Below are 26,345 nucleotides of genomic sequence, written 5' to 3' on the forward strand. Positions count from 1 at the left end.
TGCAAACAGGAGCGGAGGTTGTTAAGGTTTGGTAAAGGAAAAAATGACGGTGAAAGTGTTCGTCAATCATGTTCTGGTCGGCCATGCAGTCGGCATTGTTGCCGGACTGGTTCCGTCCGCACTGCTGGGCGAGCTGTGTAAAGCGCTGATGGGGCACTACCCATTATTCGGAACAATCTATCAGCTGGTGAGCATCTATATGCTGGCCGTTCCGCTGCTGATCGGTATGGCAGTGGCGTTTGAATTCCACTTCAGGCCGATCCCGATGGTGTGTGTGGCAGCGGCAGCCTGGATCGGTTCGGGGGCACTGACGTTCACGCCGAAAGGGGTCGTTCTCTCCGGAATGGGCGATCTGGTCAACATTCTGGTTACCGTCAGTATGGCGAGCGGTCTCGTGCTGATTGTCGGCAAACATCTGGGTTCGTTTGAACCGCTGCTGATGCCGCTGGTGATCAGTGTGATTGGCGGTGCCCTGGGACTGCTGACTTTCCCGGCTGTTCATGCACTGACGCTGGGGATTGGCCGGATGATCAACAGTTTCTTTGTTCTGCAGCCTGTGCTGATGGGCATTCTGGTTGCGGCCAGTTTCTCGGTCATCATGATTTCACCGGTCTCAACCGTTGCCATTGCGACGGCGATCGGCATGACGGGCCTGGCTTCCGGAGCCGGAAACCTTGGCTGCGTGGCGGCCGCAGTCGGCATGTTCGTCGGTGGCCTCAAAGTGAATACCATCGGCTTATCGCTGTCTGCGCTGATCGGGACACCGAAAATCATGATCGCCGCCATGGTCCGGAAACCGGCGATTGCTGTGCCGATCATGCTGAATGCGGCTTTACTCGGGACACTTGGCATCCTTTTTCAGATTAAAGGGACACCGATCAGCGCCGGTTTCGGATTTTCCGGACTGGTCGGGCCGATCAATGCGATGCACTTCATGCCTGCTGGATCCGGGTTCGGCAACCTGCTCGTGATTGGCCTTGTTTATCTGCTCGTTCCGTTCGCGGGCGGTATTTTCTTTGAATGGTTCTGCCGCCGTGTCCTGCATCTGTACACGCCACAGGATTATCGTGCCTAGTCAGAAATAATATAAATTGAAAAGGACCGCTGCGTCTGTTCCTATCGGAGCCGGAGAAATATCCGGCTCCGTTTATGTCTATCTTTTGAACAATTTGGTAAAAAGTATGATGACGGTTCTGTTTTTTGCTGTCAAAATATTGAATATAATTGTATTATTTGTATAATTATCCTATAAGATCTTATAGGTAAATATTTACCTGAACAAAATGCCTATATTGCATGCAATCCTCAGATTCACCAGCCAGTTTCTTCAGCACGTGTCCGTACTGCTGCCGGACCCTCATGATGCGGGCGCCCGTCATGTCGGGAACGGCGAGGGACGAAAATCTTTCCAAATCACTACACCTCATAGGAGATCGCAGATGGAAAAAAAGCAGTATGTGGTTAATGAAACAACGATTGCTCTTTTGCCTCATAACGCAGAGAACGGAAGTCTGGAGACCTTCGTCATTGAAGAAAACCGTGAATTTATTACCAGGGCCACACCGCTCAAAATTGTTCAGCAATCATGCGCTTATTTTGGTTCCACATATGCCGGCAGAAAGAAAGGGGCTGCGTATCTCGGCTATAAGAGCATGCCGCCGATCTGCGTCTGCAGCGAACTCAATCTCTACTTGTTTCCATTGAAATCCGAAGCGCACCGGGACAATATCTGGATCGCCCACTCGCATATCAGCACCTGGCTCCCGGACAGTAAGGATAAGAACAGTGTCCGAGTGCTGACGATTCATGGGGATATCATTGATCTTCCGGTCCGTATGAGCATTTTTGAGCGCAAAGCAATGCGGACCGCACAATTCAGAATCCAGTTGCGTGAACGGGTCAGTTCTTATCGGACAGAGAGGATCCATGAACTGCCGGAAGACAGGACGGGACGGCGCCTGGTGGTGAATGAATTCGGCCACTATATGATTGACCGGGGAAATCGGCTTACGGAAGGCGGAGCAGGCGGAGAAGAGAAAGACCTTTCCGTATGAACCGGCTTTACGTGACGCATAAGCTAACTTACCCGATTCTAAAAACCTGGCTGAACGGACGCAGACTGTCTGCAGAAGTTCAGATCAGGTTTTTTTCCCTTTTACGGGACAGAATGAACAGGTCATCAGTCCCTGAAAGTGTACAGATCTCTTGATTTTCCTGCCGGCCGGTTTAAAATGCTAAATATTAAATGAATTAACATCGATGACTTTCCGGCCGATAGTAAAAGTGATTATATTCTTTTCAGGGAACTGTGTGAGTCCTATTGTCCTGTGTTCCGATGATTGGCAAATGACCACTTAATTCGATGAATGGATCTGAAATTGTGAGCGATACACCAAAAAAAAGACATCAAAACCGCCGATTATCCATAGGGCGCATCACGGATCGGTTCATGCTTCCTGATGATACGGCACTGGCAACGGTCAGGATCGCCATTGCGGGCATGGTTTATCTGATTCTGGATGCACTGATGGTTTTCCTGATCCGCAATTGGGTAGTGACGCTGCTGCTGATCCAGGGGCAGCTTGCTGTAACAGTCTACCTGATCCTGAGATTCCGGAGGTCCGGCTTTCTGATGGCCACCTGCCTGAACGGACTGGCACTGATCCGCCAGATATATCTTGTCAGAACCGGCGGCAGCATCGGCGGGCTGAACGCGCGGATGGCCATGACTTTTTACATCGACGCGATCCTGGCAGGGTCACTGCTCGCTTTCTATGCCATGCGCAATGCCGGGAACTACGATGACGCACTGAAGAAGAAAGAGCTGATCACAAAGGCCTATTATCAGGCATCGGTTTCTGAAGAGCAGCTGTGGAAGAAAAACCAGGAACTTGAGAAATCCAATAAAATTATCACCGACGACCGGGAGCAGATGTACCGGCTGGCGTATATTGATCCGCTCACACAGTTGCCCAACCGCCGGAAATTTCAGATCGATCTCGATCAGATCGCCGCATCGTTCGGGGTAAGTGGCCGCCCGTTTGCTCTGGCATTCATTGACTTTGACAACTTTAAAAGTGTCAATGATACGCTTGGGCACCATGCGGGCGACGAACTGATCCGGTACACCGGTTTCCTTTTAAGCAAGCTCAAGAATACAGGTGATTCGCTCGGCCATATCGGCGGCGATGAATTTGTCCTGATTATCCGCCAAAAGATGACCAGGGAGGAAATCCGGACATACATCGACTATATCGGCAAGATGGTACGCCGGCCGGTCAGGCTTGGCGAAGCGACGGTGTCGGTCAGCGCCAGCTTCGGTATTTCTTTTTTTCCGGAAGACACGGATCATGTGCCCGAACTGATGCGCTTTGCCGACATGGCCATGTATCAGGCAAAAAAAAGCGGGAAGAATCAGATTCGCCTTTTCCAGAAATCAATGAATGATCAGCTGGTCAGAGAAACGCGAATCATTCAGGGACTTAAGGGAGCGATCGGTCGCAATGAACTGTTCCTTGTTTTTCAGCCGCAGTTTTTTGTTGAAAGCGGCGGGCTTCGCGGCTTTGAAACGCTCATTCGCTGGAAATCCGCCGAATTCGGGATGGTCTCTCCGGGGAGCTTTATCCCGCTCGCCGAACGGAACGGGATGATTGTCCAGATTGGCAAATGGGTGATGCGCACGGCCTGCAAAGTTTTTAAACAGGTGCAGGTGCAGTACGGGTTTCTCGGCAGACTGGCGGTCAATGTTTCTCCTGTCCAGCTGATGGATCCCGGATTTATTGATGATGTGAAACAGATATTGAAGGAAACGGCGTTCGACCCGAACTGCCTTGAGCTGGAGATCACCGAAACATCCCTGTCAAATTCAGTCTCGGTTGTCATGCAGAAAATGGACATGCTCAGGGAACTGGGCATCGTCATCGCTCTGGACGATTTCGGCACCGGCTATTCCTCATTAAGCTTTCTTCAGCAGATGCCGATCGATCTGGTTAAGATTGATAAATCATTTATTGATAAAATCAATCAGGATATGAAGAGTAATCAGTTTGTCAGTTCCATTCTGATGATCGTCCGTCAGCTGAACATCCCCTCACTTGCTGAAGGCGTGGAAAATGAATGGCAGCGAGATTTTCTCCGGTTGAAAAAGTGTGATATCATCCAGGGCTTTCTCTATGGCAGACCGGTAACAGCAAGCGGCGTGCTCCGTCTGCTGCAGCCGCCCGACGGAGGCAGCGCGCAACAAATGACCGGAGTCTCCAAAAAGTAAATTAACCGGCACGTTTTCCGGGCACACTGTGGAGTGTCCGTGATTTTCAACACTTAGACATATTGGCGACGCTTGCAGGACGGACATGGTTCGTCCTGCTTTGCTATACTGATAACTGTAATATAACAGATGAGATAAGGAGAATCAGTCGATGACCAAACGATTCCTGTTCATATCGGATTTTGACGGAACACTTTCTGAAAAAGATTTTTTCCATGTTGTGATTGACAACCATTTTCAGAAAGAAAGTGAGAAACTTTATTCAGACTGGGACAGGAAAGTGATGACCGATCTGGAGTATCTGAGCCGGCTGTTTGCCGCGATCGGCCGGGATCAAGCGGGCATTGACGAGGATATTGACCAGATTCCTTTTGACCCTGATGCCGGGAAAGTGATCGACCATGTCCGGCGTCTGGGCGGTGATTTTGTGGTCATCAGCGCGGGAACCGATTACTATATCAAACGAATTTTTAAGAAATACGGGATTCGGGATGTCCGCATTATTTCCAATCCCGGTGTGTACCGGGATCGCGGGATTCATCTGGATGTTGATGCCGACGGGCCGTACTATTCGCGGCTATACGGCGTGGACAAGGAAAAAGTCGCACGCGATCTGAGTAAGGACTACGATCAGGTCTTTTTTGCCGGCGACAGCCTGCCTGATCTGAAAGCGGCCATGCTTGCCGACACGGTTTTTGCCAAGGGTAAACTGCAGGGCCTGCTCGATGCTGAAAAGAAGGATTATGTTGCGATCACAAGTTTCGCTGATGTCGAGAAATACCTGACAGAGCATGAGGAGGCGCTGACCCATGGCAGTCGATAATCATCAGATTGTTGTTCCCACCCTGCTCGACGTCCGAAAGGGAAATTTAAAGGAAATCGGTCCGCTGCTCCAGCGGCATGAATTTAAGAAGGTGGTCATCCTGTTTGGTTCAGGACTGACCGAACTCTTCGGTGATCCGGTCTTCGGCTCGCTGAAAGCGTCCGGAATCGATGTGCTGAAGTCTGAGGAGGTCGCGGATATCGACATTGACGGCGTCGTCGACCGGGCGTTCCAGCTCCCTTTTCAGACCGAAGCGGTGATCGGCATCGGCGGCGGTAAAGCGCTCGACGCCGCAAAATATACGGCGCTGCTCAGAAAATGGCCGTTCATCAGCGTGCCGACATCGATGTCGAACGACGGCTTCTCCAGTTCCAATACGTCGCTGACGATTCACGGCCGCCGGATCTCGGTGCATGCCAAAATGCCGTATGGGATCATCATCGACATCGATGTGATCAAGAACGCGCCCGAGTGCTTTATTTATTCCGGGGTCGGTGATCTGGTTTCCAAAATCACGGCGGCTCAAGACTGGATTTTCGAAGAACAGAACGGCCGGACGAGAGTCGACGACTGCGCCCTGATGCTGTCGAAGAAGGCCGTTAACAGTTTCGTCCGTACCGACTTCGGGACGATCAAAGACGACTTGTTTCTCAAAGAGCTGGCGGATTCCCTGACGATGGCCGGGATCTCAATGGAGATTGCCGGCAGCAGCGCCCCGACCAGCGGCAGCGAGCACCTGATCTCGCATGCGCTGGATACGTATTCGCCGCATCCGCAGCTGCACGGCCTCCAGGTCGGAGTCGCTTCCTATCTGATGAGCAAGGTTCAGAATCATCGGTTTGAGCGGATCATTACCGTACTGAAGGCGACCGGGTTCTTCGATTTTGCCAAATCTGCAGGAATGACGACGGCCGACTTCGACATGGCGATCGATAAGGCACCGAATGTGAAGCCGATGCGCTATACCTATCTTCATGTAGCAAAATACCGCGAACGCGCGCATCAGATCCTGCATGAGGATCCGATTTTGCAGGACGTGCTCGGCTAAGCCGATTGCAGGAATGCTGCACCCGGCGTATAATCGTTAATGGTTCATTCATTGGTAAAAAAGTATTGAGAACGGATCGGAGTTTTTCACATGGTCACTTCACTGCAGCATCGGGCAACAGAAAGTTTTTAAAACAGCCTGTTTTCAGACTGTCGTCTTTCTTTTGCCCGAAAGTGTCTGACCATGTCTGACAATCTGCTGACTGACGCAGTCTGCTGAACCGGGCATGTATCTGTATGCCGGATCAGCAGGCTTTTTGTGCTTTTCAATCATGATGAGAAAACACGTTTGTTTCTGCCGGTCCGGCCCTTGATGAATCCGAAAAGACAGAGAGAGGTGAGGGCTTTACAATGAAATGGCGTGACTGGGATATTAATCTGAAAGTCCGTTTTATCGGGGAAGGTATTTTCAATCTGCTGTTCTGGATGTTTTTTCCGTTTATGGCGATTTATTTTTCCGACCACTTTGGGCAGACATCAGCCGGTATTCTGCTCATTCTGTCGCAGGTGATCGGTGCGGTGATCGGTCTTCTCGGCGGCTACTGCGCCGATCATTTTGGAAGAAGACGGATGATGATTTTTTCAGCTGCCGGTCAGGCGGTCTGTTTTGTCTTCTTCGCTCTGGCGAATTCACCCTGGCTGGACTCGCCGATGCTGACGTTCCTCTGTTTTACCCTGCTCGGTCTGTTCGGCCAGCTGTACTGGCCGGCCAGCAGCGCGATGATCGCCGACGTTGTCTCTGAAAAGGACCGTCCCGGTGTGTTCGCCATCTTTTATACATCGATCAATGTGACTGTCGTCATCGGTCCGCTGATCGGCGGTATCCTATTTTTTAACGACCGTTTTCTTCTCCTCAGCATCTGCACGGTCGTCAGTTTCATTCTTCTCTGGGCGCTGAATCACTGGATTCATGAGACCGTACCCGTCGTCAGTGCGGACAAATCCGCTGCACCGGAAACTTCCGGAAACTGGCTCTACTATCTGAAAAAACAGTTTGGCGATTACGGGATTATTTTAAAAGACCGGCTGTTCATGCTGTATCTCCTCGCCGGTATTCTCGTGGCTCAGACGTTCATGCAGCTGGATCTCTTGATTGCCGTATACACAACGAGTCAGGTGCCGCATCAGAATCTGCTGGCACTCGGCACCTGGACTCTGGCCGTCGACGGCAAACAGCTGTTCAGCATGATGGTCTCGCTGAACGGGCTCTGCGTCGCCCTGTTCACCGTCATCGTGACCAAATGGATGACCCGTTTCCGCGAAGGCAATGTGTTCATGGGTTCGGCCTTCTGCTACGGCGCGGCGATGATCATTATGGGAACGACGGTCAATGCCTGGGTACTGTTCCTGTGCATCGTCATGTTCTCCTGGGCGGAACTGATGCAGGTCGGACTTCAGGACAGCTTTGTAGCGAAACTGTCCCCGGAGCACCTCCGCGGCCAGTATTTCGCTGCATCCGGACTTCGCCTGTCCGTGGGGCGGTCGATTGCACCGGTCGCCATTCCGATGACCGTCTGGTTCGGCTATTCGCAGACCTTCTATATACTTGGCTTTGTTGCCTTCATCGGGATGGTCCTCTACGGCGTCATGTTCTCGCAATTTTATCGAAAAAAAGATCTTAATGTGATCAATAGCTGATCCTTCGGCAGTCCCCATGCCGGATCGAAGAACTGTGCGGAAGCACGGTTTTTTTTATATCAAAATTTGCAGTGCAATACGTGAAGAGGCAAGGCCGAAATTTTGAAGCGCTCGGAATCACGGAACCGCGCTCCGGCTGGATTCCGTACACGATTAAAAGTCAGATGCAATTAGCAGATAAATCAGAAAATGATCGTTTAAACAAACTTAGCTTATTTCAAAAAAGTCGCACAAAAGAAACTTCTGTCCGGCAATGAATCTGCTATAATAGCAGATGGGGAAACGCTTACACTATATTATCTGATCAAATCGTCACGAAAGGACATGTGATTCTATGTATCTGGGAGGCATTGAAGCCGGCGGGACGAAATTTGTCTGTGCAGTCGGCGATGAGTCAGGAAATGTTCTGGCAAAGGAACGGATTGCGACGAAAGATCCGGATTATACCATGGACCGGGTCATTCACTTTTTTAAAAATTTCCAGATTGATTCACTGGGAATTGCGTCTTTCGGGCCAATTGATCTGGACCCGGAAAGCGCTGCATACGGATCGATTACATCAACGCCGAAGCCGGGCTGGGCAAATTATCCGTTTGTCGGGACCATGAAGGATGCGTTGCATCTTCCCGTCGGTTTTACTACGGACGTCAATGGTGCAGCGCTCGGTGAATTGTATCACGGTGCAGCCAAAGGTCTTGACGGCTGCCTGTATCTGACCGTGGGCACGGGCATCGGTGCCGGGCTGGTCAATCGGAATCAGCTGTTCCAGGGTCTGTCCCATCCGGAAATGGGGCACATTCTGGTGCGCCGCTCACCGAAGGATCACTTCGAGGGCATCTGTCCATATCATAAAGACTGTCTGGAAGGCGTCGCTTCAGGCCCGGCACTTAAAGCCCGCTGGGGAAAATCGGCTTCGGAGCTGCCGGCGGATCATGAAGCCTGGCAGATGGAGGCAGATTACCTGGCTCAGGCACTGATGCAGTATATTTTGATTGTCTCACCGAAAAGGATCATTATCGGCGGCGGCGTTATGAAACAGAAGCAGCTGTTTCCAATGATCCGGCGGAATGTTCAGGAACTGCTGGCCGGTTACATCGACTTCCCTGAAGTCAGGGGCGGCATCGACAGTTATATTGTTCCGCCGGAGCTCGGCGACAACTCAGGCATCACCGGAGCGCTGATTCTGGCCAAAAGGGTATATAAAGCTCAGCACGAGTCACGCGTCTGAGAGATGGAAATCAAACGGAGCGGCAATACACTCATATTGAGTATTGCCGCTCCTTCATGTTCTTTGGCATCAGCGTTTCAGCCTGGTACCTTTTTCGGCCAATCGCCGACAAATTCAGGCTCATCATAGGCGAAAAAGCTTTTCAGATAATCCTGATGATCATCAGTGAAAAGCTGATCGGCCACTGCTGAAGAAATGGCAGGCAAACTGTATTTCATACCGGACAGAGCTGAAGCCGACAGACCGCAGCTGATCATTGCTGAATAATTGAAGGCGAACAGGCCGTGCAGCAGTTTTTTTCCCGGTTCATCGCGGCTGAGCAGGGCAAAACCGGAACTCATATAGGGATGGGCATCGAGTACCGGGCTGGCGATGTCTTTCGGTGCGTGATAGCGGTCGCGCCAGCGGGCAATATGGCTTTCAACAAGCTTCAGTTCGGGCCGCAGTTCAGGATCAGTACGCAGACCGGTGCTGATGATCAGATAATCGAAACGGAAAGTGCCTTGCGGCGTTGTGACGCTGGCAGCGTTGGCTCTTGCGCCGACATCGAGCCACGGTGATCCGAGATGGAGGTGGAATCCCGGCCGGGAAGAGGCGCGCCGGAATGTGTCGTTGGTCGGCGGCTGGTTAAGTTTGAAAAAGTGGGCCATCACCGCATATTTTTCCGCATCAGTCAGTGTGTGAAAGTGAGCGATCAGTCCGGAAGGCTCCATCTGGCGGATCGGGTTGACGCGTGGTAAATGGTTGCGCCGGACGAAGACGTGGACCTCGGCCGCGCCTTCCTGAAGGGCATAATTGGCATTATCAAAAGCTGAGGCACCGCCGCCGAGAATGGCAATCTTTTTCCCGCGGAGTGCACTGAAATCAATTTGCTCAGATGTATGAGCGTAAAGCGGCTTCGGCAGTTTTTCCCGGATCATCTTCGGGACATACCATTGGCCGCCGCCCTGAATGCCTGTCGCCAGAATCACTTTCCGAGCCAGTATGATTTCGCCGGATGCGTTGTTCCGGGTAATATGCAGACGATAGATCCCGTCATCCCGCGGTTCAATCAGATCGAGTCTGATCCGGTTCCTGACGGGAAGCCCGAGAATTTTCCGGTACCAGCACAAATAAGCCATCCAGTCCTCGCGCGGGATCTTATCGACGGCGGCCCAGCTCTCCGGGCCGAACCGGGCTTCCCACCACGCACGGAAAGTCAGAGAGGGCACGCCAAAGTCGATCGGTGTCAGCTGTTTAGGCGTCCGGAGCGTCACCATCCGGGCATAAGTGACCCACGGGCCTTCTGACCCCGCTTCGTTTTCGTCAATGATGAGAATATTGGTAACCCGCTCGCGCAAGAGTCCGAAGGCAATGCCCAGGCCGCACTGGCCGGCACCGACAATGACGGCATCATAGACGCGGCCCTCAGGATGACGCGCAGGCCGGACCCAGTCAGAACCCGGGAAACCAAGGCAGGAAAGGTCCCTTCTTACTTGTTCATTCAATGTTTTCAGACTCATGACGCACCAGCTCCTCTGATGTGAAGTCTTATAACACTATTTGTATCCATCCTACTGTTTTTAAAGAAGTCATACAAGACAAAATGATCTAAATATTCTTATTTATGTTAGCTGATATCACCAATTTATTGAGGCTGAAAGGAATGACGATCTTTTTCTGTAAGAAAATCAACCAAACAGCCGGGAAAAAATTGTAGGATCACCCATTCCGGTTTTATGGAAAACACGGTATTCTGTTACTAAAATGGGAAACGCCATCAGCTATCATGAAATTTTGATCATGGGGGATGACACGATGACACAGGATCCATTCGGTGCCTTTATTCAGGATCAACTGTTTATTAAACCGAAGAGCAGCGGTATGCTCGATCATCTGATTTTTGCAGCTAAGGATGTCTTTGCAGTGAGCGGGCACCGCAACAGTGCCGGCAATCCGGACTGGGAGAAGACGCACCGCCCGGCTGTCCGGAATGCCCAGGTGATCGACCGGCTGCTCAGGAGCGGAGCAACACTGCGCGGGATGACGGTCACCGACGAGCTGATGTACAGCCTCAGGGGAGACAACATCCACTATCCGCCGACGATTAATCCGCGGCTTCCCGATGCCTTCTCCGGCGGTTCGTCAAGCGGATCTGCGGTGGCTGTTGCCGGGGGCCTGGCGGATTTTGCGATTGGCACAGATACCGGCGGCTCCGTGCGCATCCCCTCTTCATATTGCGGCTTGTTCGGCATGCGGCCGTCTCACGGGTCGGTTTCACTGGACGGCGTGATTCCGCTGGCGCCGAGCTTTGACACCGTCGGATGGATGGCAGGGAGTTCCGGCCTGCTGCAAGAAATCGGCCAATGCCTGCTGCCTGAACAGGAGATCGGCACGTTCAGGCATTTCTATCTGCTGCGGGAAGCCTGGGATCTGGTGGCCTCATCGACGGTCGGAACGGTGCTGAATGAGGCCGTGTTCAGGTACTTTCCGTCTGGTCTTGAGGTATGTACACTCCCGTACTCCAGCCCTGAGCTGCTTTCGGAAACTTTCCGGATTCTTCAGGGAAGAGAGGCCTGGCAGTCTCACGGCGCGTGGATTGAGAAAAATCATCCGCGCTTCGGCAGCGATATTGCCGGCCGTTTTGAAGCTGCATCACAAATGAAACAAGACGACGTCTGGCGTCATGCCGCAGAGGTTAAGCGCCATTTTGCGGAAGCAATGAGCCGGCTGCTTGGGCAGGACGGCCTGATCGTTCTGCCGACGACGTTCGGCCCCGCGCCGGCACGCACGGATTCAGCGGCAGCAGGCGGCAGGGTGAGGGCGCAGACAATGAAACTGACGTGCATCGCCGGTGTTGCCGGCCTGCCGCAGATCACGATTCCCTTCGCCGATCAGGGCCGCCCGGTCGGCCTCTCCTTCATCTCCGGAGCAGGGACGGATCGCCAGCTGCTTGCCTTTGTGCATGATCTGCCTGCAAATGATGAAAAAAACAGCCGGGCATGAACCTGGATTCGCCTGATTATTGAATCGACAAAATAGTCAAAAAATGGTTCAATGGAACAAAGGCAGTTATCCATTCATGATAGAGGCGCAGGTATATGAAGGTTTCCGATCTGTTTCAAATACCGTTGTTCCATGAATTACGGCTTGTTGCCGGGGGAAAGGGAACAGACAGAGAAATTTGCAATGTGAACATGATGGACGCTCCGGATATTATTGACTATCTCAAGCCGAATGACTGGCTGATTACGAGCGGTTACCATCTGCAGGATAATCCTGATTTCTTTTATCAGCTTGTCAATCAGATGGCCGGGCGGGGGTGTGCCGCTCTGGGGATCAAGACACGCAGATTTATCGGCGGAATACCGGAAAGAGTCATCAGGCTGGCCAACCGTCTGTCTTTTCCGCTGATTGATCTGCCCAACAGCCTGGCACTTGTTGACATTGATAACCAGACGCTATCGATGATCCTCGATGCACGGACCAAGGAGCTTCAGTTCGCGATCGATACCCACCAGCAGTTTACAAGACACATCATGAGCGGTGAAGGCATCGGCCGTCTGCTCAGTCAGTTGTCCGATATGATCGGCTGCCAGGTTGTTTTACTTGATGCCTATTTTAAAAGAATCGATGCATCCGGCCGTGAACCGAAAGGCCTTAAAACGGCAGAACAGATTCCCGCCGCTGATCAGTCAGTCTTCCGGAAGCAGCGGGCTGCTTATTCAGCGTTTTCCGTTATTGGGACGCATCGTACATTTTCGCTGTTTGTGCTTCACACCTATAAAAAGAAACGGTATTTTTTACTCATTGAGGGTTTGGTGCCGCAGACGGATCGCCTATTGACCCTGACGGTTGAGCAGGCATTGAATGTGCTTGCCTTTGAGCTGATGAAGGATGAGGCATTGCGGCAAACAGATCGCAAAGTCCGGGATGCCTTCTTTTCCAATCTCGTGCTTGGTTCCTTTTCGACCGATGAAGAGATTGTCAGCAGGGCGACAGAATTCGGGCTCCGGGACGGCCAGACCCTGGTATGCGCGGCCGGTGAGCTTGATACGGTCCGGGAACCGATTAGTTTTATTCATTATCAAATGGAGACGAATGAGATCTATGAATATATCGAAGGGGAAATCCGGGCCTTCCCTTTCCCGGCTCATTTGTTCGTGAAAGACCATATCTGTGTTCTGATTGTGGAAATGATGGCCTCTGAGGAGAACAGCTATCGTTTTCTCAAGCCCTATTTACTGAATGTCCAGAAGCAGGTCACACGTTTTTTCCCGCAGACCCTGTCTTTTGGACTGAGTAATATTTTTACGGATTTGTCGGGAATCCCGTCGGCCTATCAGGAAGCGGTCGATGCCCTGCACGCCGGCATGCAGATCGGCCGGCGGTCTTTTATCCAGGCGTATCAGGCGCGCGGGATCGCGGATCTGCTGCACCGGGTTCCGGCTGAAGATCTGCGTAAATTGTATCAGGATACACTGCAGAGTCTGGCTTTTCCGAAGAAGGAAGAAAACCGGGCGCTGCTGCATACACTCTATGTTTATCTTGAATCGAACTGCCAGATTTCGGAGACGGCGAAAAAGCTGTATGTCCACCGCAATACAGTGATCTACCGGATTGACAAGTGCGAACAGATGCTGGGAAAAGATCTGAAGGATCCCGACATAACGTTTCAGCTTCGCTTTGCGCTGCGGCTGAAACCGCTGATTGATGAAACCGGAACAGCTGCAGGCAAACGGAAAAAGTGATGCAAAAAGGCAAAAGAGGGGCGAAAAGGGTGAACATTGAAACGCTGAACGCAGCGGACCGTGAGTGGTGTGTGAACCAGCTTGGCGGGATTTTTGAACATTCCCCGTGGATTATCCGTGAGGCGATGAATAGCCGGCCCTTCCTTTCAAAAGATGATCTTTTTCAGACGATAAAAGCGATTGTCCTGTCGGCGACCGCGCAGCAGAAAGAACAGCTGATTCTGGCGCATCCCCGGCTCGGCGGTGCCGGGAAACTGACCGGAGCGTCGGACCGGGAACAGCAGCAGGCGGGGCTTCGCCGCATGGAGAACGCTGAAGCGGCGGACCTGGCTGCATTGAACGCGGCTTACGAACGCCGCTTTGCCTTCCCGTTTATCATCGCCGTCCGCGGACGCAGCAGGCAGGAAATCGACCGGGCGATTCGCAAGCGGCTGAACAACAGCAGGCAGAATGAATTTGATACGGCAATCCGGGAAATCGTCAGGATCGCCCGCTTCAGATTCGATGACCTGATGGAATCATAGCGATAGCGGACACAGGCGGCGAGAAATCGTCCGTCATAGGGGGAAAATGCTGTGGGGGCGTTAACAACACATATTCTGGACCTGGTCAACGGCCGGCCGGCGGCAGATGTCAGAGTTGACCTTTACGAAGTGAACGATGCACGGGCAACATTTGTGTGCAGCCGGACGACGAACAAAGACGGCCGGATGAGCGAGCCGCTGATCCATGCCGGTAAGCTGCATTCGGGAACCTATGAGCTGCGGTTTCATATTGGCGATTATTTTCGGGAGTCGGTCTCAGTGAAAGGCGCGCATCCTTTTCTGGACATCATCCCTGTTCGCTTCAACGTGGCTTCGCCTCTGGAGGATTACCACGTTCCTCTGCTCGTATCTCCTTACGGCTATCAGGTGTATCGCGGCAGTTGAACAGAACACTAAAGCGGCGCACGGATAAAAAAATTCGTGTGCCGCTTTAGTGAATAGAGATAATTTCACTGCCCCATGATTTGGAACGGATGACGATTCTGCAGCACAATCGCAGTGCCTGTGAGAAACGATCCGTTCACGATTTGGTTGCGCTCGTTTCCGCCACCATCTGTTTGGACAATTTGGTTACGGATTCTTTTTCAGGATGCCGTCCGACATTGAAAACCAGATTAAGAATAAGAGCGGTAAGACTGCCGGAGACGATCCCGTTATTGGTCAGGATCTGAACGAGCGTCGGGAATTTGGCAAATAGCTCAGGCTGGACGGTGACGCCGAGACCGACGCCAACCGAGCAGGCGATGATCAGCAGATTTTCCTGACGCTTGAAATCGACCCGGCCCAGCATCTGCACACCGGAAGCGATCACCATGCCGAACATTGCCAGTGTGGCACCGCCAATCACAGCATTTGGAATCAGAATGGTCACCGCGCCGATTTTCGGGATCAGCCCGAGGACGATCAGGCTGATGCCGCAGACAATCGTTACAGCTCTTGTTTTGACACGGGTCATCTGGACGAGCCCGACATTCTGGGAGAAGGTCGTATACGGGAAGGCGTTGAACAGGCCGCCGACGAGAATCGCCAGACCTTCTGCCCGATAGCCATGCTGCATATCTTTGTCGTTAATCGGCTGATCGCAGATTTCGCTCAGTGCCAGATAAACCCCGGTTGTCTCAATCATGCTGACGATGCCGACGATCGACATGGCAATGATCGCGTCGAGATGGAACGTCGGCAGACCGAAACTGAACGGACTGATCAGGCTGAACCAGCCGGCGCTGCCGACCGAAGAGAAATCGACAAGACCCATGAACCAGGCGACGATCGTACCGGCAATAATGCTTACCAGAATCGATATCGTCTGCATAAATCCTTTGAAAAAACGGTTCATCAGAATGATCAGCAGAAGCACGCCGAAGCCCAGCAGCAGATTCTGCGCGCTGCCGAATCCTTTGGCACCGACGCCTCCGCCAAGGTTGTTGATGGCGACCGGAATCAGCGTGATGCCGATGATCATGACCACCGAGCCGACAACGACCGGCGGGAACAGAGTGACAATTTTACCGAAAAAGGTGGACATCACCAGGACGACCAGACCGGCAACGAGAATCGCACCGCAAATTCCGGGCATGCCGTATGATTTTCCAATGACGATCATCGGTGAGACAGCGGTAAATGTACAGCCCATGACGATTGGCAGACCGATTCCGGAAAAGCGGTTTTTCCAGGCCTGAAGCAATGTGGCAATTCCGCAGGCGGCCAGATCAATCGAAATCAGCAAAGCGAGCTCGGCGCCCTTTAGACCTACGGCACCGCCGACAATCAGCGGAACAATCACCGCGCCGCCGTACATCGCAAGCATGTGCTGAATACCGAGAGAAAAAATTTTCCCGGGTTTGTGCGTCGTTTCCATGATGAATCACACTCCTGTTCACAAAAATTCAGAATCAAGAACTTCTTCTTTTAACGGATTGCCGTTGAACGGCGTGCCGCTCAGTTTGATTGATTCACTCGGACAGCCTTCACAGGCATCGATCACATCATCGAGACTGTCTTCCGGAATCGCTGTTGTCCCCTGATTGTTATCGAGCAGGACATGTGAAATCCCATCATCGTCATAACCGAAAATAGCCGGTGCCGCGCAGCCGCATGCCCCGCAGGCAATGCACGTCTCCTTGTCGACAATAACATATTTCAACGCATGATACCTCCTTATTCTAGCAGAACTCCGGAGCCGCAAACGCAGAATTTCAGCTTGTGTACTGCTTGCCCAGTCCCATCTCTTTAAGCAGCCTGCGGTAAGCGATCGACGTTTTATCCGCCATGATGTGCGCTTCAGTCTGCAGATCCAGAGGCAGTTCTTCCGGTTTCTGATTCTCAACCATTTCCCTGTCTTCATTGAAAATTCTCAGATTAAATGCACAGGCATCTTCGACGGACAGCGTCTTATCGAAATTCTGGCTGATCGGACAGAAGAGACGGGTCTTTCTGGCGGAGACCGGACAGACCGCATTCAGGATCCACAGCTGTTTCTCATCCGGAAAATGGACGACCAGCCGGGCGGTAAGCGGCGGATAGACGTCATATTCGCGCAGCCATTTAAACCCGGCGGGAGATGGATCTTTCATTCCTTTCGGATAATTGCTGACAGTGCTCAGATAGTCGGTGTGAATCCCGCTGCCGGTACGGGTGACCTTGTAACTCGGTACAAAGGCATTATGACGGTCAGCAAAAGTAGCTGTATGCACCCAGGCAAAATGGGCAACATCGAGGAATCCTTCAACCTGACGTCCGGCTGATCCGTTGATGTCGATGACCGGGGCAATGAACGAGACGTAGCCCGCATCGCCCCACTTTGGAAATGGCGGAACCGTCTCTTCTTCACCGTTAAGCGTCGTCCAGATCAGTCCGTAGCGATCAACAGAGGGAAAAACAGTCAGACAGAGGCGGGGAGAAATTTTAGCCTCCGGATGAGCGGGTATGGCGACACACTGACCGCCCGGGGCATAGCTGAATCCATGGTAGGGACAGACAATATTCTCACCGTCCATCCAGCCCATGCTCAGCGGGGTACCGCGATGGACGCAGAGATCACGGGCCACCACTACCTTGTCGCCGGCCCGGTAAACAACCAGTTCCACATCAAGCAGCTTCACAGGCAATGGTTTATTCATCACATCTTCACTTTTGGCTACAGGATACCAGTACTTTGCCAGGACATTCCAGTCTGTTTCAGTAAATGTACATTCTGTCGGACAGGATGTGCGCTTTTCCGTAAACGCCATTGCCATCGCCATTCCCCCTTGCTCAATTGAGGAAATTTTATAACAAATCTGAAAACAAATGAACACATACGTCAGAAAATCTCACAATAAATGGTGATTTTTGTAGGTAAAGTTTAAGGACAAGAATTCCTTTGTAGGATGTGACGAAAATGTGGCTATTGTTTTATATCATGAATTTTAGCCATTCTGACTAATGTTCATGGAGAGAATTAGATCATTTGCTGATGGTCGGTAAAAAGTTGTTTGCTAAAATAAAATTATTCCTTTCAAGAAATGTTAGATGATCTAACGGAGAAAGCAGGCGAGGAATGATGATCGATCAGACCTCAATGACTTTAAAAAATGAACTGCATGATTTAATCGAGTGGCTTTCCATGTTCGGGAAAACCAAAAATGGCGGTGTCACCCGGCTGTTATATGATGCAGCATGGCAGAAAGCACAGTACGGACTGAAGCAAAAAATGGAGGACATGGATCTTGAAACCCGGTTTGATGATGCCGGTAATCTCTTCGGACGCGTTTCCGGCCGGGGAGAAGATAAAAAAGTCATTCTGACCGGTTCACATGTGGACACGGTTGTTGACGGCGGGAAATATGACGGCGCTTATGGGGTCCTTGCCTCGACAATGGCTGCCAGCCGGCTGTTTCATCTGTATGGCCCCCCGAAGCAGACGATTGAAGCGGTCTCGCTCTGCGAGGAGGAAGGCAGCCGTTTTCCCCTCTCTTTCTGGGGATCGGGAACGATCACAGGCAAATATAAAATGGAAAGTGCGGCCGGTTTGCTTGACCGATCAGGGATTTCTCTGGCCGAGGCAATGCAGTCAGCCGGATTCGGGAAGGGAAATTATCCTCAACCGGTCAGGCAGGACATCGCCTGCTTCCTTGAAACACATATTGAGCAGGGGCGGACCCTGGAACTGGAGCAGAAAACGTGGGCGCCGGTCAGCGCGATCGTCGGCCAGCGCCGCTATACGATTTCACTGACCGGGGAAAGCAATCATGCCGGGACGACGCCGATGAACAGGCGTCATGATGCGGTTTTTGCCGCCTCTCTGATGATCGCTCATGCGATCCAGGAAGCAAGCCACCAGTCGAACGGACTGGTGGCAACGGCCGGGCGAGTTGAGGCGGATCCGAATGTGCCGAATGTCATTTCCGGGAAATGCCGTTTCTCACTGGACGTCCGCCATCATGAACTTAAAGTTATGGATCACTTTTGTGAACAGGCATTGGCTTTCTTCAAGGAAACCGCAGACAATCTGGGTATCCGGATCCACGTTTCTAAATGGATGGATGCGGCTCCGGTGAAGCTTGATCCCAGGCTGACACAGATGAATCTGAAAATTGCGGATCATGCCGGGATTCCTTTCAGAAAAATGATCAGCGGTGCCGGACATGATTCACAGATCTTCGGGACGTATTGTCCGACCGCTCTGATGTTTGTCCCAAGCCATCTTGGCATCAGCCATTCGCCGTCTGAATATACCCGGCTTGCTGACCTGGAAGTCGGCGTACGGATGTTAATGAAAGTACTCTATCAGCTGGCCTATTAAAAAAGAAAGAGAGTGAGATTGCATGACACAAAGTCTCGTCAGTTCGTATGCTCTATCTGTACCGCCGCGCACGATCATGTCTCCCGGACCTGTAGAGGTGGATCCCCGCGTCCTGCGCGCGATGTCGCTGCCGATGCTTGGCCAGTTTGATCCGGCTTTTACCCGGATCATGAACGAGAACATGGCGATGCTGCGCGACGTTTTCCAGACGAAAAATCACTGGGCCTATCCGATCGACGGTACATCGCGGGCCGGAACGGAAGCTCTGCTCGCGGCGCTGATCGAACCGGGCGATAAAATGCTTGTACCGATCTTCGGCCGTTTCGGTGATCTGTTTGTGGAAATCGGTGAACGCTATGGTGCTGAAATTCACACAATGTCCTGCTCCTGGGGGACCGTGTTTGATCAGGACGAGATCATTTCCGAAATTAAAAAAGTGCACCCGAAAGTCGTGACTTTGGTGCATGGCGAGACATCGACGGGAAGGATGCAGCCGCTGGATAAGGTCGGTAAGGCCTGCCGCGAACTGGGCGTGCTGCTGGTCGTTGATGCGGTGGCGACCTTCTGCGGTGTGTCGATCCCGACCGATGCGTGGTGCATCGATGCACTGATCGGCGGCGCACAGAAATGCCTGTCGATTCCGTCGGGCATTGTGCCGATCACGTACAATTCGCGCGTGGAGCAGCAGGTGCTGAAACGTAAGAAAGTGGAACGCGGCATTGCCAGCGATGAAGACCGGAGAGCCGCCGAGGGCCATGTGCCGATCCGCAGCAATTACTTTGATCTCGGCCAGCTCCAGGATTACTGGAGCGAACGCCGCCTCAATCATCATACCGAAGCGACATCAATGGAATATGCTCTGCACGAAGGCCTTCATCTGGTACTCGAAGAAGGGCTCGAGAATCGGTTCGCCCGTCACAGAGTGAATGCACAGGCACTGGCTGCCGGAATTGAAGCCATGGGCCTGGAACTTTTCGGTGATCCGTCCTGTGCGATGCCGACGGTCACCTGCGTCACCGTTCCTGAGAATGTGGACGCCGATGAAGTCCGCAGTGTTCTGCTCAAACATTTCGGCATCGAAATTGCCGGATCGTTCGGTTCATTGCAGGGAAAAATCTGGCGAATCGGTACGATGGGCTACAGCTGTCGCCAGGATCATGTTCTGGCTGTGCTGACCGGACTTGAAGCAGCACTGATCCGCTGCGGCGCTTCAGTCAACCACGGCAAAGGTCCTCAGGCGGCGATGGATGTGTACGATCAAAACAGCTGAAGACCGAAAGTGCACTGCTGAAGACCGAGAGTGAACTGCTACATCATTTTAAGCAATGAAGAAAGGATGCGACTGTCGATGTCTTTTGATCTTCTGGTGAAAAACGGAATCGTTGTGCTGACTGACGAAGTCCGAAAAGCAGATATCGGGATCCGTAAAGGTAAAATTGCCGCTATTGGTGAAGGGCTGTCCGAACCGGATGAAAAAGTCATTGATGCAGCGGGCAAAACCATTTTTCCAGGCATGATCGACATTCATGTTCATTTCGATGAGCCGGGCAGAACCTTTTGGGAAGGCTTTGAAACGGGTTCATCGATGCTGGCGGCAGGCGGGTGCACGACCTATTTTGATATGCCGCTGAACGGCATCCCGTCAACGGTCAACAAGCAGGCATTTACAGAGAAAGTAAGTATTGCTGAAAAAGAGTCCCATGTCGACTTCGGCCTGTGGGGCGGACTGGTTCCGGGCAATCTTGCTGATCTCGAGGATTTGAACACGTGCGGTGCGGTCGGCTTCAAAGCTTTTCTGTCGCCGTCCGGGAATCCGGAATTTGAAGCGGTTGACGACCGCTCGCTCCTGGCCGGGATGAAAAAAATTGCAGCGCTGGGCGGAATCCTCGCCCTGCACTCGGAAAGTGCGCCCATCGTTACGTTTCTTCAGCAGGAAAAGGAAGCTCAGGGACTCACCGATTTTGACGCATACGCAGCATCAAGACCGCCGCTTGCCGAGGCTGAAGCCGTTTCCCGGGCACTGATGTTTGCTGAACTGACCGGATGCCGGCTGCATTTTGTTCATATCAGTACGATCGAGGCTGTAAATTTAATTCAGAATGCGAAAAAGAACGGACAGGACGTCACACTGGAGACGTGCGCCCATTATCTGCTTTACAACCATGATGACTTCCGCCGCCTCGGGGTGGTCGGAAAATGTGCCCCGCCGCTGCGCTCCGAATCCGAGCGCGTTGGTCTGGTCGATAAACTGATCCATGATGAGGTGGATATGGTGACGTCCGATCATTCGCCGTGTGAATGGAAAGATAAAGAAACCGATTCGGTATTCACAGCATGGGGCGGCATCAGCGGCGGCCAGTTTACGTTACAGAGTGTCGTTGAGGTCGCTCTGAAACATCATCTGCCCCTGACCCGGGTTGCTGCCTGGACAGCCGGCCACCCGGCAAAACGATTCGGACTCAGTCCGGAAAAAGGCGAGATCAGACAGGGCGCTGATGCGGATCTGGCGATACTGGATTTGCACAAACCGGAAAAAGTCACGAAGGAGCACCTTTTCCAGAAGAACAAATTCAGTCTCTATGTCGGTCACACATTTCCGGCAAGCGTTGCGGCAACGATCAGCCGCGGACATCTTGTCTATTCAGAAGGCAAAGTGAATCAGGCGGCAAAAGGTCAGTGGCTCCGTCATCATACAGACAGAGCCCTGTCGGCAAGGCACTGAATTTATCGCAAACAACTGAATCCATCCAAATCCCGTATTCGATGAATACGGGATTTGTCATATCTTCTTACATATAGGAACTGCTATTTAGTTATTTTATTGCATTCATACAGTGAGTTTTGTCCATTCTGGCTAATGACATAATGGAATGCCAGAATTATTATAGTATTCGTAATCATTAATAACATTATATGTCATTATTCAGGACAAAAGGTTCATTACACGTGATTGCGAGTCCCTGGACAGACAGATTGAGTCAAGCTGAAAAATAACGAAGGAAGGTCATTGACATGGAAAGCGGAAATCATGATATCTTTACCGGAACAATTGAAAATGGCAGCGAGCACCTGTATAACAAGGATCTTGCTCCTGCAACGGAACGCCGTTGGAATGTCTACAGTCTGCTTTCGATGTGGATGTCTGACGTGCACAGTATCGGGACGTACACATTTGCTGCGGGGCTGTTCTTTCTCGGACTGACCGGCTGGCAGGTCCTGATCGCCGAAATTATCGGTGCATTTGCCGTCTGTTATCTGACCAATCTGACCGGGACGGCGGGAACGAAACTGGGTGTTCCATATCCTGTACTGTCCCGCATTTCATTTGGTGTATTCGGCGGGAATGTTCCGGCAATGATCCGCGGATTTATCGCCGTGTTCTGGTATGGGATTCAGACGTATCTGTCGTCTGTTGCTGTTGTGGCTATTCTGCTGCTGATTTTCCCGGGAATGAAAGGCATGATGGGCACCACTTTCCTGGGCTTGTCCCTGCCTGGATGGATCGGATTTCTGTTCCTCTGGTTTCTGCAATTCCTGATCTTTCGATATGGCATGGAATTCATCCGGAAATTTGATAATCTTTGCGGGCCGGCTGTTTATGCAATGATGCTGATTCTGATCGGCTGGATTGCTATAAAGGCAGGTGGCAAAATCAACATTGGCATCAGTCCGGTTCACGTCGCTCCGGGACAGGCGATTTTTGAATTCTTCAGTGCGATTTCTCTTGTTATCGCTTATTTCTCGACAATTATGCTTAATGTCAGTGATTTTACACGCTTCTCTCCATCAACGAAAACAACGAAATGGGGCAACTTCTGGGGGCTTCCGGTCAACTTCACCGCTTTTTCATTAGCCAGTGTAGTCATTACAGCGGGGACAATTACTGTCTTCGGAAAAGCGATCACCGATCCTGTACTGCTGATCCAGAAAGTGAACAATCCGTTCTTTCTGGTCGTCGGCGCGATTGTCTTTATTATTGCGACAATGGGCGTTAATATTGTAGCCAATCTCGTTTCACCGGCCTATGATTTTGCTAATGCCGCACCGAAGCATATTGATTTTCGGCGCGGTGCGATGATCACATCGATTCTCGCAGTCGTCGTCATGCCATGGAAGATTTACAGCAGCCCGATTGCGGTTAATTATTTTCTGGGCGGGCTGGGCGCCTTTCTCGGACCGATCTTTGCCATCATCGTCGTTGATTTCTTTCTGATAAAAAAACAGAAAATCAATGTCTCCGCTCTGTATCAGGAGGGCGCGGAACATGACTACTGGTATACAAAAGGATACCATGTGAAAGCATTTGCTGCGTTCATCATCGGCATAATTATCACAGTACCTCTTGCCCTTGTTCCGGCATTTTCACTAGTGGCCCCCTTCTCATGGCCGATTGGCGTAGCGATAACCAGCATTGTGTACGGCGCACTGGTTTGGAACGAGCAGGCAGCTGTTCAGTCAGAACTTGAGCCGAAGACAGTTCGATAAAATTTTTGCAAGATCATTTTTGATTCAGCCTGTTTCCCCAGGGAAGCAGGCTTTTTTAAATCTGAAAAACGGGATTGATTTTCCATAATATGGATCACGGCTGGATTTTAGGCCGTGACGGCCGGATTTTACGCTGCGACGGCTGGATTTTTACCATTAACGGCTGGATTTTGCTCCGTGACGGCTGGATTTTCCCCGCCGGTACTCCGCGACGTTCAACATATTGGTGGCTTATCAAAATCCCTCCGGAATCGATGTCTATAATAGAAGTAACGGGGGTGATCGTGTGAACCATCCGAAAGACTGCAATCTGCTGCTGGCGGAGTATGACCGTCATCACCCGGTCCGCCATTCAGTGGAGAAACTGCACTTCACCGGAACGGGAAAACATGATGTTTACAATATTACCGCGCCGTTTCATGACGGCAGCAAACTGTATATCGCCGGCCGTGTGGAGACACGGAAGAGCGAAGACTCGATCGTCGCCTTTTTCCAAAAGGATGGAAGGTTCTGGAGACTGGATGAACGGCTGCCGGTGCTGCCGCTTCAGGATCCGTTTGTGACGCGGATCAACGGGCGGATCGTTGTCGGCGGTGTGTCTGTTTATAAGACCGGCACCATGACGCGGACCTGGCGGATGGTTTTTTACACCGGTGAATCATTGCAGTCGCTCCGCCCATTTTTTCAAGGGCCGAAAGGGATGAAGGATGTACGGATGATGCAGCTGCCGGACCGCCGCATGGTGATACTTACCCGTCCGCAGCTCGGGCACGCCGGACGGGGCAAAATCGGCTGGTGCATAGTCAACCGGCTGGACGAACTCAGCGACCGGAGACTGATTGATGCGCCGCTGTTCCAGGGCCAGTTCTCTTCTGACGAATGGGGCGGCGCCAATGACCTCCATCTGCTGCGGAACGGGCGCATCGGCGTGCTCGGCCATATCGCCGAATTTGACGGAAAAGGTTTCCGGCACTATTATGCGATGCTGTTTACCTTCGACATCAGGACCGGGCGGCACACGCCGATGGAAATCATCGCGACACGGAAAGATTTCCTCCCCGGTCCGGCCAAACGCCCCGATCTGAAGGATATCGTGTTCAGCGGCGGCGCGGTCCGTTCGGGGAAAAACCTGATCCTGTTTGCCGGAACGAGCGATGTCGAAGCGCAGATGCTGGTCATGGATGATCCGTTTCTGAAATATGAAACCGGTTAAAACTTTTCCCGGATCGGGCAATGGTATAATAGGGGTGTATAGAGAATTAATGACAGAACGGGAGAAGTGACGATTATGGATCAGACACCTCTGTTTCTGAAACCTGCCCTGCATGAGAAAATTTGGGGCGGAACGAAACTGCGTGATCAGTTCGGCTATGATATCCCGAGTGAACATACCGGGGAATGCTGGGGAATTTCGGCGCATCCGAACGGACCGGCTGTGATTAAGAATGGCACGCTCGCCGGCAAGACACTGGCTGAGGCCTGGACGGCGCACCGGGAACTTTTCGGCAACTATAAAGGAGACCATTTTCCGTTGCTGACGAAAATTCTCGATGCCCGGACCGACCTGTCGGTTCAGGTTCATCCGGATGACGCCTATGCCCAGGAGCACGAGCATGTACCGTTCGGCAAGACGGAATGCTGGTATGTGATCGACTGCGATCCGGACTCGGAAATTGTCTACGGCCATACGGCGCCGACGCGCGAAGCATTTGCCCAGGCAGTACATGAAAAAAAGTGGGACAGCCTGCTGCGCCGCGTCAAAGTGAAACCCGGCGACTTTTTCTTCGTCCCGAGCGGCACGATCCATGCGATCTGCGGCGGCTGCGTCATTCTTGAGACGCAGCAGAGTTCCGACACAACGTACCGCGTTTACGACTACGACCGTCCGGGTATCGACGGCAAGCCGCGCGAGCTGCATATTCAGCAGTCGATCGACTGTGCCAACTGCCCGCATGTCGATCCGGAATTAACCTATAAGGTGCTGCAGAAAGCCGAAGCGAAGTTCACCGAACTGCTGCGCTGCGACTTGTTCACTGTATCGCACTGGGAGATCCGCGGCCATGCCGATCCGATCAAAAAAAACTGGCCGTTCCTGCTGATGAGTGTGCTCGACGGAGCGGGTTCGCTAGTCATCGGTTCAGAACGCTATGATCTGAAAAAAGGAGATCATCTGGTTGTGCCGTCCGCCGTTCCGGAACTGGCGCTCGACGGGACATTGGATCTGATTGTGTCCAATCCTGTCTGAGATGAATCTGCGTGAATGAAACCAAAGCCGACGCTCACGATTATCGGGCAGCAGCTGTTCAGTGATGAGCAGCTGTCTGCTTTCAGCACACAAACGAAAAATATTCGGTCCCGGGGAATCACAGTCGTCGAGCAGCCGGACTGGCTGGTCGTGCTGATTCACGGCACTGATCATGGCATGACGCAGCCGGACATTGGCGCAGCCGGCAAATGGATTACCCGGAGCCGCGTGATTCTGCTGCTGCTCGACGTCCCGGTCGGCATCATCCGCAGGGTCACCCGGCTGGCACACCGCCGAGCGAAAATTCTTGTCGATCCGGCCCCGGCTTTGGCACTTTCGGAAAAAATTCAGCGGGCGATCCGGCTGTTTCCGGCCGCTCAGCGCCGTTTCCGAAAACGCAGCCTGCGCTCATACAAGAATCGGAAATTTAAAAGGTAGACTTTGTTTATATGTGGCGGCAGTTTCCCGCTTCAGGTGCTCGCTTTCCGCGGGCGATCCGTGAGCGATCCGTGAGCCTCCTCGTTCGTTACCGCCTGCGAGGCCAGACGGCTCGC

The 26,345-nt window shown here is 52.1% G+C and carries 22 protein-coding genes; 18 read left to right on the forward strand and 4 right to left on the reverse strand.

Annotated features, from left to right (window positions below; translation table 11 throughout):
- Positions 1-28: 28 nt before the first annotated feature.
- From D889_RS0106745 to D889_RS0106790, 7 genes are all read left to right on the forward strand, one after another.
- A complete protein-coding gene (locus D889_RS0106745; RefSeq protein ID WP_010631482.1) occupies positions 29-1,075 on the forward strand; it encodes a PTS sugar transporter subunit IIC in 1,047 nt (348 codons plus the stop codon).
- A 364-nt stretch (positions 1,076-1,439) separates the two neighbouring features.
- Entirely contained in the window at positions 1,440-2,054 is a 615-nt protein-coding gene (locus tag D889_RS0106755; RefSeq protein ID WP_010631481.1) for a competence protein ComK, read from the forward strand.
- Between the two features lie 326 nt (positions 2,055-2,380).
- Positions 2,381-4,267, forward strand: a complete 1,887-nt coding sequence (locus D889_RS0106765) for a putative bifunctional diguanylate cyclase/phosphodiesterase (RefSeq protein ID WP_238537606.1) — start codon at positions 2,381-2,383, stop codon at positions 4,265-4,267.
- 151 nt (positions 4,268-4,418) lie between these two features.
- The gene (locus D889_RS0106770) at positions 4,419-5,090 is read left to right on the forward strand and encodes an MtnX-like HAD-IB family phosphatase (protein WP_010631479.1); all 672 of its coding nucleotides are present in this window, start codon (positions 4,419-4,421) and stop codon (positions 5,088-5,090) included.
- Positions 5,077-6,138, forward strand: coding sequence for an iron-containing alcohol dehydrogenase family protein (locus D889_RS0106775; RefSeq protein ID WP_010631478.1), 1,062 nt, complete (start codon positions 5,077-5,079; stop codon positions 6,136-6,138). Before D889_RS0106770 ends, D889_RS0106775 begins: the two co-directional genes overlap by 14 nt.
- 350 nt (positions 6,139-6,488) lie before the next feature.
- Positions 6,489-7,775 (forward strand): MDR family MFS transporter, encoded by a 1,287-nt coding sequence (locus tag D889_RS0106785; RefSeq protein ID WP_010631477.1) that lies wholly within the window; start codon positions 6,489-6,491, stop codon positions 7,773-7,775.
- A gap of 334 nt (positions 7,776-8,109) precedes the next feature.
- Entirely contained in the window at positions 8,110-9,003 is an 894-nt protein-coding gene (locus tag D889_RS0106790) for an ROK family protein (RefSeq protein WP_010631476.1), read from the forward strand.
- A 77-nt stretch (positions 9,004-9,080) separates the two neighbouring features.
- On the opposite strand, the gene D889_RS0106795 is transcribed toward D889_RS0106790, so the two are convergent.
- Entirely contained in the window at positions 9,081-10,505 is a 1,425-nt protein-coding gene (locus D889_RS0106795; RefSeq protein ID WP_010631475.1) for an NAD(P)-binding domain-containing protein, read from the reverse strand.
- Between the two features lie 295 nt (positions 10,506-10,800).
- On the opposite strand from D889_RS0106795, the gene D889_RS0106800 reads away from it, so the two are divergent.
- The 4 genes from D889_RS0106800 (at position 10,801) to uraH (ending at position 14,662) form a co-directional block, all read left to right on the forward strand.
- Positions 10,801-11,988, forward strand: a complete 1,188-nt coding sequence (locus D889_RS0106800; RefSeq protein ID WP_238537604.1) for an amidase — start codon at positions 10,801-10,803, stop codon at positions 11,986-11,988.
- Positions 11,989-12,083: 95 nt separating this feature from the next.
- The gene (locus D889_RS0106805) at positions 12,084-13,733 is read left to right on the forward strand and encodes a PucR family transcriptional regulator (protein WP_010631473.1); all 1,650 of its coding nucleotides are present in this window, start codon (positions 12,084-12,086) and stop codon (positions 13,731-13,733) included.
- 29 nt (positions 13,734-13,762) lie between these two features.
- Positions 13,763-14,257: a 2-oxo-4-hydroxy-4-carboxy-5-ureidoimidazoline decarboxylase gene (gene uraD, locus D889_RS0106810; RefSeq protein ID WP_010631472.1), complete on the forward strand. Its 495-nt coding sequence runs from the start codon at positions 13,763-13,765 to the stop codon at positions 14,255-14,257.
- Positions 14,258-14,308: 51 nt separating this feature from the next.
- On the forward strand, positions 14,309-14,662 hold the full coding sequence (gene uraH / locus D889_RS0106815) for a hydroxyisourate hydrolase (RefSeq protein ID WP_010631471.1): 354 nt from the start codon (positions 14,309-14,311) through the stop codon (positions 14,660-14,662).
- A 136-nt stretch (positions 14,663-14,798) separates the two neighbouring features.
- Here the strand turns inward: uraH and D889_RS0106820 are convergent, their stop codons facing one another.
- Genes D889_RS0106820 through D889_RS0106830 form a run of 3 tightly spaced genes read right to left on the reverse strand, consistent with a single transcriptional unit; the run spans position 14,799 to position 17,514 of the window.
- A complete protein-coding gene (locus D889_RS0106820; protein WP_010631470.1) occupies positions 14,799-16,136 on the reverse strand; it encodes a nucleobase:cation symporter-2 family protein in 1,338 nt (445 codons plus the stop codon).
- 18 nt (positions 16,137-16,154) lie between these two features.
- Positions 16,155-16,421 carry a ferredoxin gene (locus D889_RS0106825; RefSeq protein WP_010631469.1) on the reverse strand — a complete coding sequence of 89 codons (267 nt, stop codon included), beginning with the start codon at positions 16,419-16,421 and terminating at the stop codon, positions 16,155-16,157.
- Positions 16,422-16,473: 52 nt separating this feature from the next.
- Positions 16,474-17,514, reverse strand: coding sequence for an aromatic ring-hydroxylating oxygenase subunit alpha (locus D889_RS0106830; RefSeq protein WP_010631468.1), 1,041 nt, complete (start codon positions 17,512-17,514; stop codon positions 16,474-16,476).
- Between the two features lie 305 nt (positions 17,515-17,819).
- Between D889_RS0106830 and D889_RS0106835 the strand changes: the two genes are divergently transcribed.
- The 7 genes from D889_RS0106835 (at position 17,820) to D889_RS0106870 (ending at position 26,229) form a co-directional block, all read left to right on the forward strand.
- Entirely contained in the window at positions 17,820-19,061 is a 1,242-nt protein-coding gene (locus tag D889_RS0106835) for a Zn-dependent hydrolase (RefSeq protein WP_010631467.1), read from the forward strand.
- Positions 19,062-19,137: 76 nt separating this feature from the next.
- Complete coding sequence (locus D889_RS0106840) at positions 19,138-20,331, forward strand: pyridoxal-phosphate-dependent aminotransferase family protein (protein WP_274517443.1); 1,194 nt, start codon at positions 19,138-19,140, stop codon at positions 20,329-20,331.
- A gap of 78 nt (positions 20,332-20,409) precedes the next feature.
- On the forward strand, positions 20,410-21,783 hold the full coding sequence (locus tag D889_RS0106845; RefSeq protein WP_010631465.1) for an allantoinase: 1,374 nt from the start codon (positions 20,410-20,412) through the stop codon (positions 21,781-21,783).
- A gap of 290 nt (positions 21,784-22,073) precedes the next feature.
- Complete coding sequence (locus D889_RS0106850) at positions 22,074-23,546, forward strand: NCS1 family nucleobase:cation symporter-1 (protein WP_010631464.1); 1,473 nt, start codon at positions 22,074-22,076, stop codon at positions 23,544-23,546.
- 286 nt (positions 23,547-23,832) lie between these two features.
- Positions 23,833-24,759, forward strand: coding sequence for a DUF1861 family protein (locus D889_RS0106860; protein ID WP_010631462.1), 927 nt, complete (start codon positions 23,833-23,835; stop codon positions 24,757-24,759).
- 75 nt (positions 24,760-24,834) lie between these two features.
- Positions 24,835-25,791, forward strand: a complete 957-nt coding sequence (gene manA / locus D889_RS0106865; protein WP_010631461.1) for a mannose-6-phosphate isomerase, class I — start codon at positions 24,835-24,837, stop codon at positions 25,789-25,791.
- Positions 25,792-25,806: 15 nt separating this feature from the next.
- Positions 25,807-26,229, forward strand: coding sequence for a ribokinase (locus D889_RS0106870; protein WP_010631460.1), 423 nt, complete (start codon positions 25,807-25,809; stop codon positions 26,227-26,229).
- Positions 26,230-26,345: the final 116 nt, after the last annotated feature.

The sequence above is a fragment of the Sporolactobacillus vineae DSM 21990 = SL153 genome, from assembly GCF_000377985.1.
Classification (GTDB): Bacteria; Bacillota; Bacilli; order Bacillales; family Sporolactobacillaceae; genus Sporolactobacillus; species Sporolactobacillus vineae.

Bases quoted from the DNA above. Each gene is read 5' to 3' on its own strand.
- D889_RS0106850 (WP_010631464.1), top strand. From the start codon at position 22,074: ATGGAAAGCGGAAATCATGATATCTTTACCGGAACAATTGAAAATGGC.
- D889_RS0106840 (WP_274517443.1), top strand. From the start codon at position 19,138: ATGTCTCCCGGACCTGTAGAGGTGGATCCCCGCGTCCTGCGCGCGATG.
- D889_RS0106790 (WP_010631476.1), top strand. From the start codon at position 8,110: ATGTATCTGGGAGGCATTGAAGCCGGCGGGACGAAATTTGTCTGTGCA.
- D889_RS0106775 (WP_010631478.1), top strand. From the start codon at position 5,077: ATGGCAGTCGATAATCATCAGATTGTTGTTCCCACCCTGCTCGACGTC.
- D889_RS0106820 (WP_010631470.1), bottom strand. From the start codon at position 16,136: ATGGAAACGACGCACAAACCCGGGAAAATTTTTTCTCTCGGTATTCAG.
- manA (WP_010631461.1), top strand. From the start codon at position 24,835: ATGGATCAGACACCTCTGTTTCTGAAACCTGCCCTGCATGAGAAAATT.
- D889_RS0106845 (WP_010631465.1), top strand. From the start codon at position 20,410: ATGTCTTTTGATCTTCTGGTGAAAAACGGAATCGTTGTGCTGACTGAC.
- D889_RS0106835 (WP_010631467.1), top strand. From the start codon at position 17,820: ATGATCGATCAGACCTCAATGACTTTAAAAAATGAACTGCATGATTTA.
- D889_RS0106755 (WP_010631481.1), top strand. From the start codon at position 1,440: ATGGAAAAAAAGCAGTATGTGGTTAATGAAACAACGATTGCTCTTTTG.
- D889_RS0106800 (WP_238537604.1), top strand. From the start codon at position 10,801: ATGACACAGGATCCATTCGGTGCCTTTATTCAGGATCAACTGTTTATT.
- D889_RS0106795 (WP_010631475.1), bottom strand. From the start codon at position 10,505: ATGAGTCTGAAAACATTGAATGAACAAGTAAGAAGGGACCTTTCCTGC.
- D889_RS0106830 (WP_010631468.1), bottom strand. From the start codon at position 17,514: ATGGCAATGGCGTTTACGGAAAAGCGCACATCCTGTCCGACAGAATGT.
- D889_RS0106785 (WP_010631477.1), top strand. From the start codon at position 6,489: ATGAAATGGCGTGACTGGGATATTAATCTGAAAGTCCGTTTTATCGGG.
- D889_RS0106770 (WP_010631479.1), top strand. From the start codon at position 4,419: ATGACCAAACGATTCCTGTTCATATCGGATTTTGACGGAACACTTTCT.
- D889_RS0106805 (WP_010631473.1), top strand. From the start codon at position 12,084: ATGAAGGTTTCCGATCTGTTTCAAATACCGTTGTTCCATGAATTACGG.
- D889_RS0106870 (WP_010631460.1), top strand. From the start codon at position 25,807: ATGAAACCAAAGCCGACGCTCACGATTATCGGGCAGCAGCTGTTCAGT.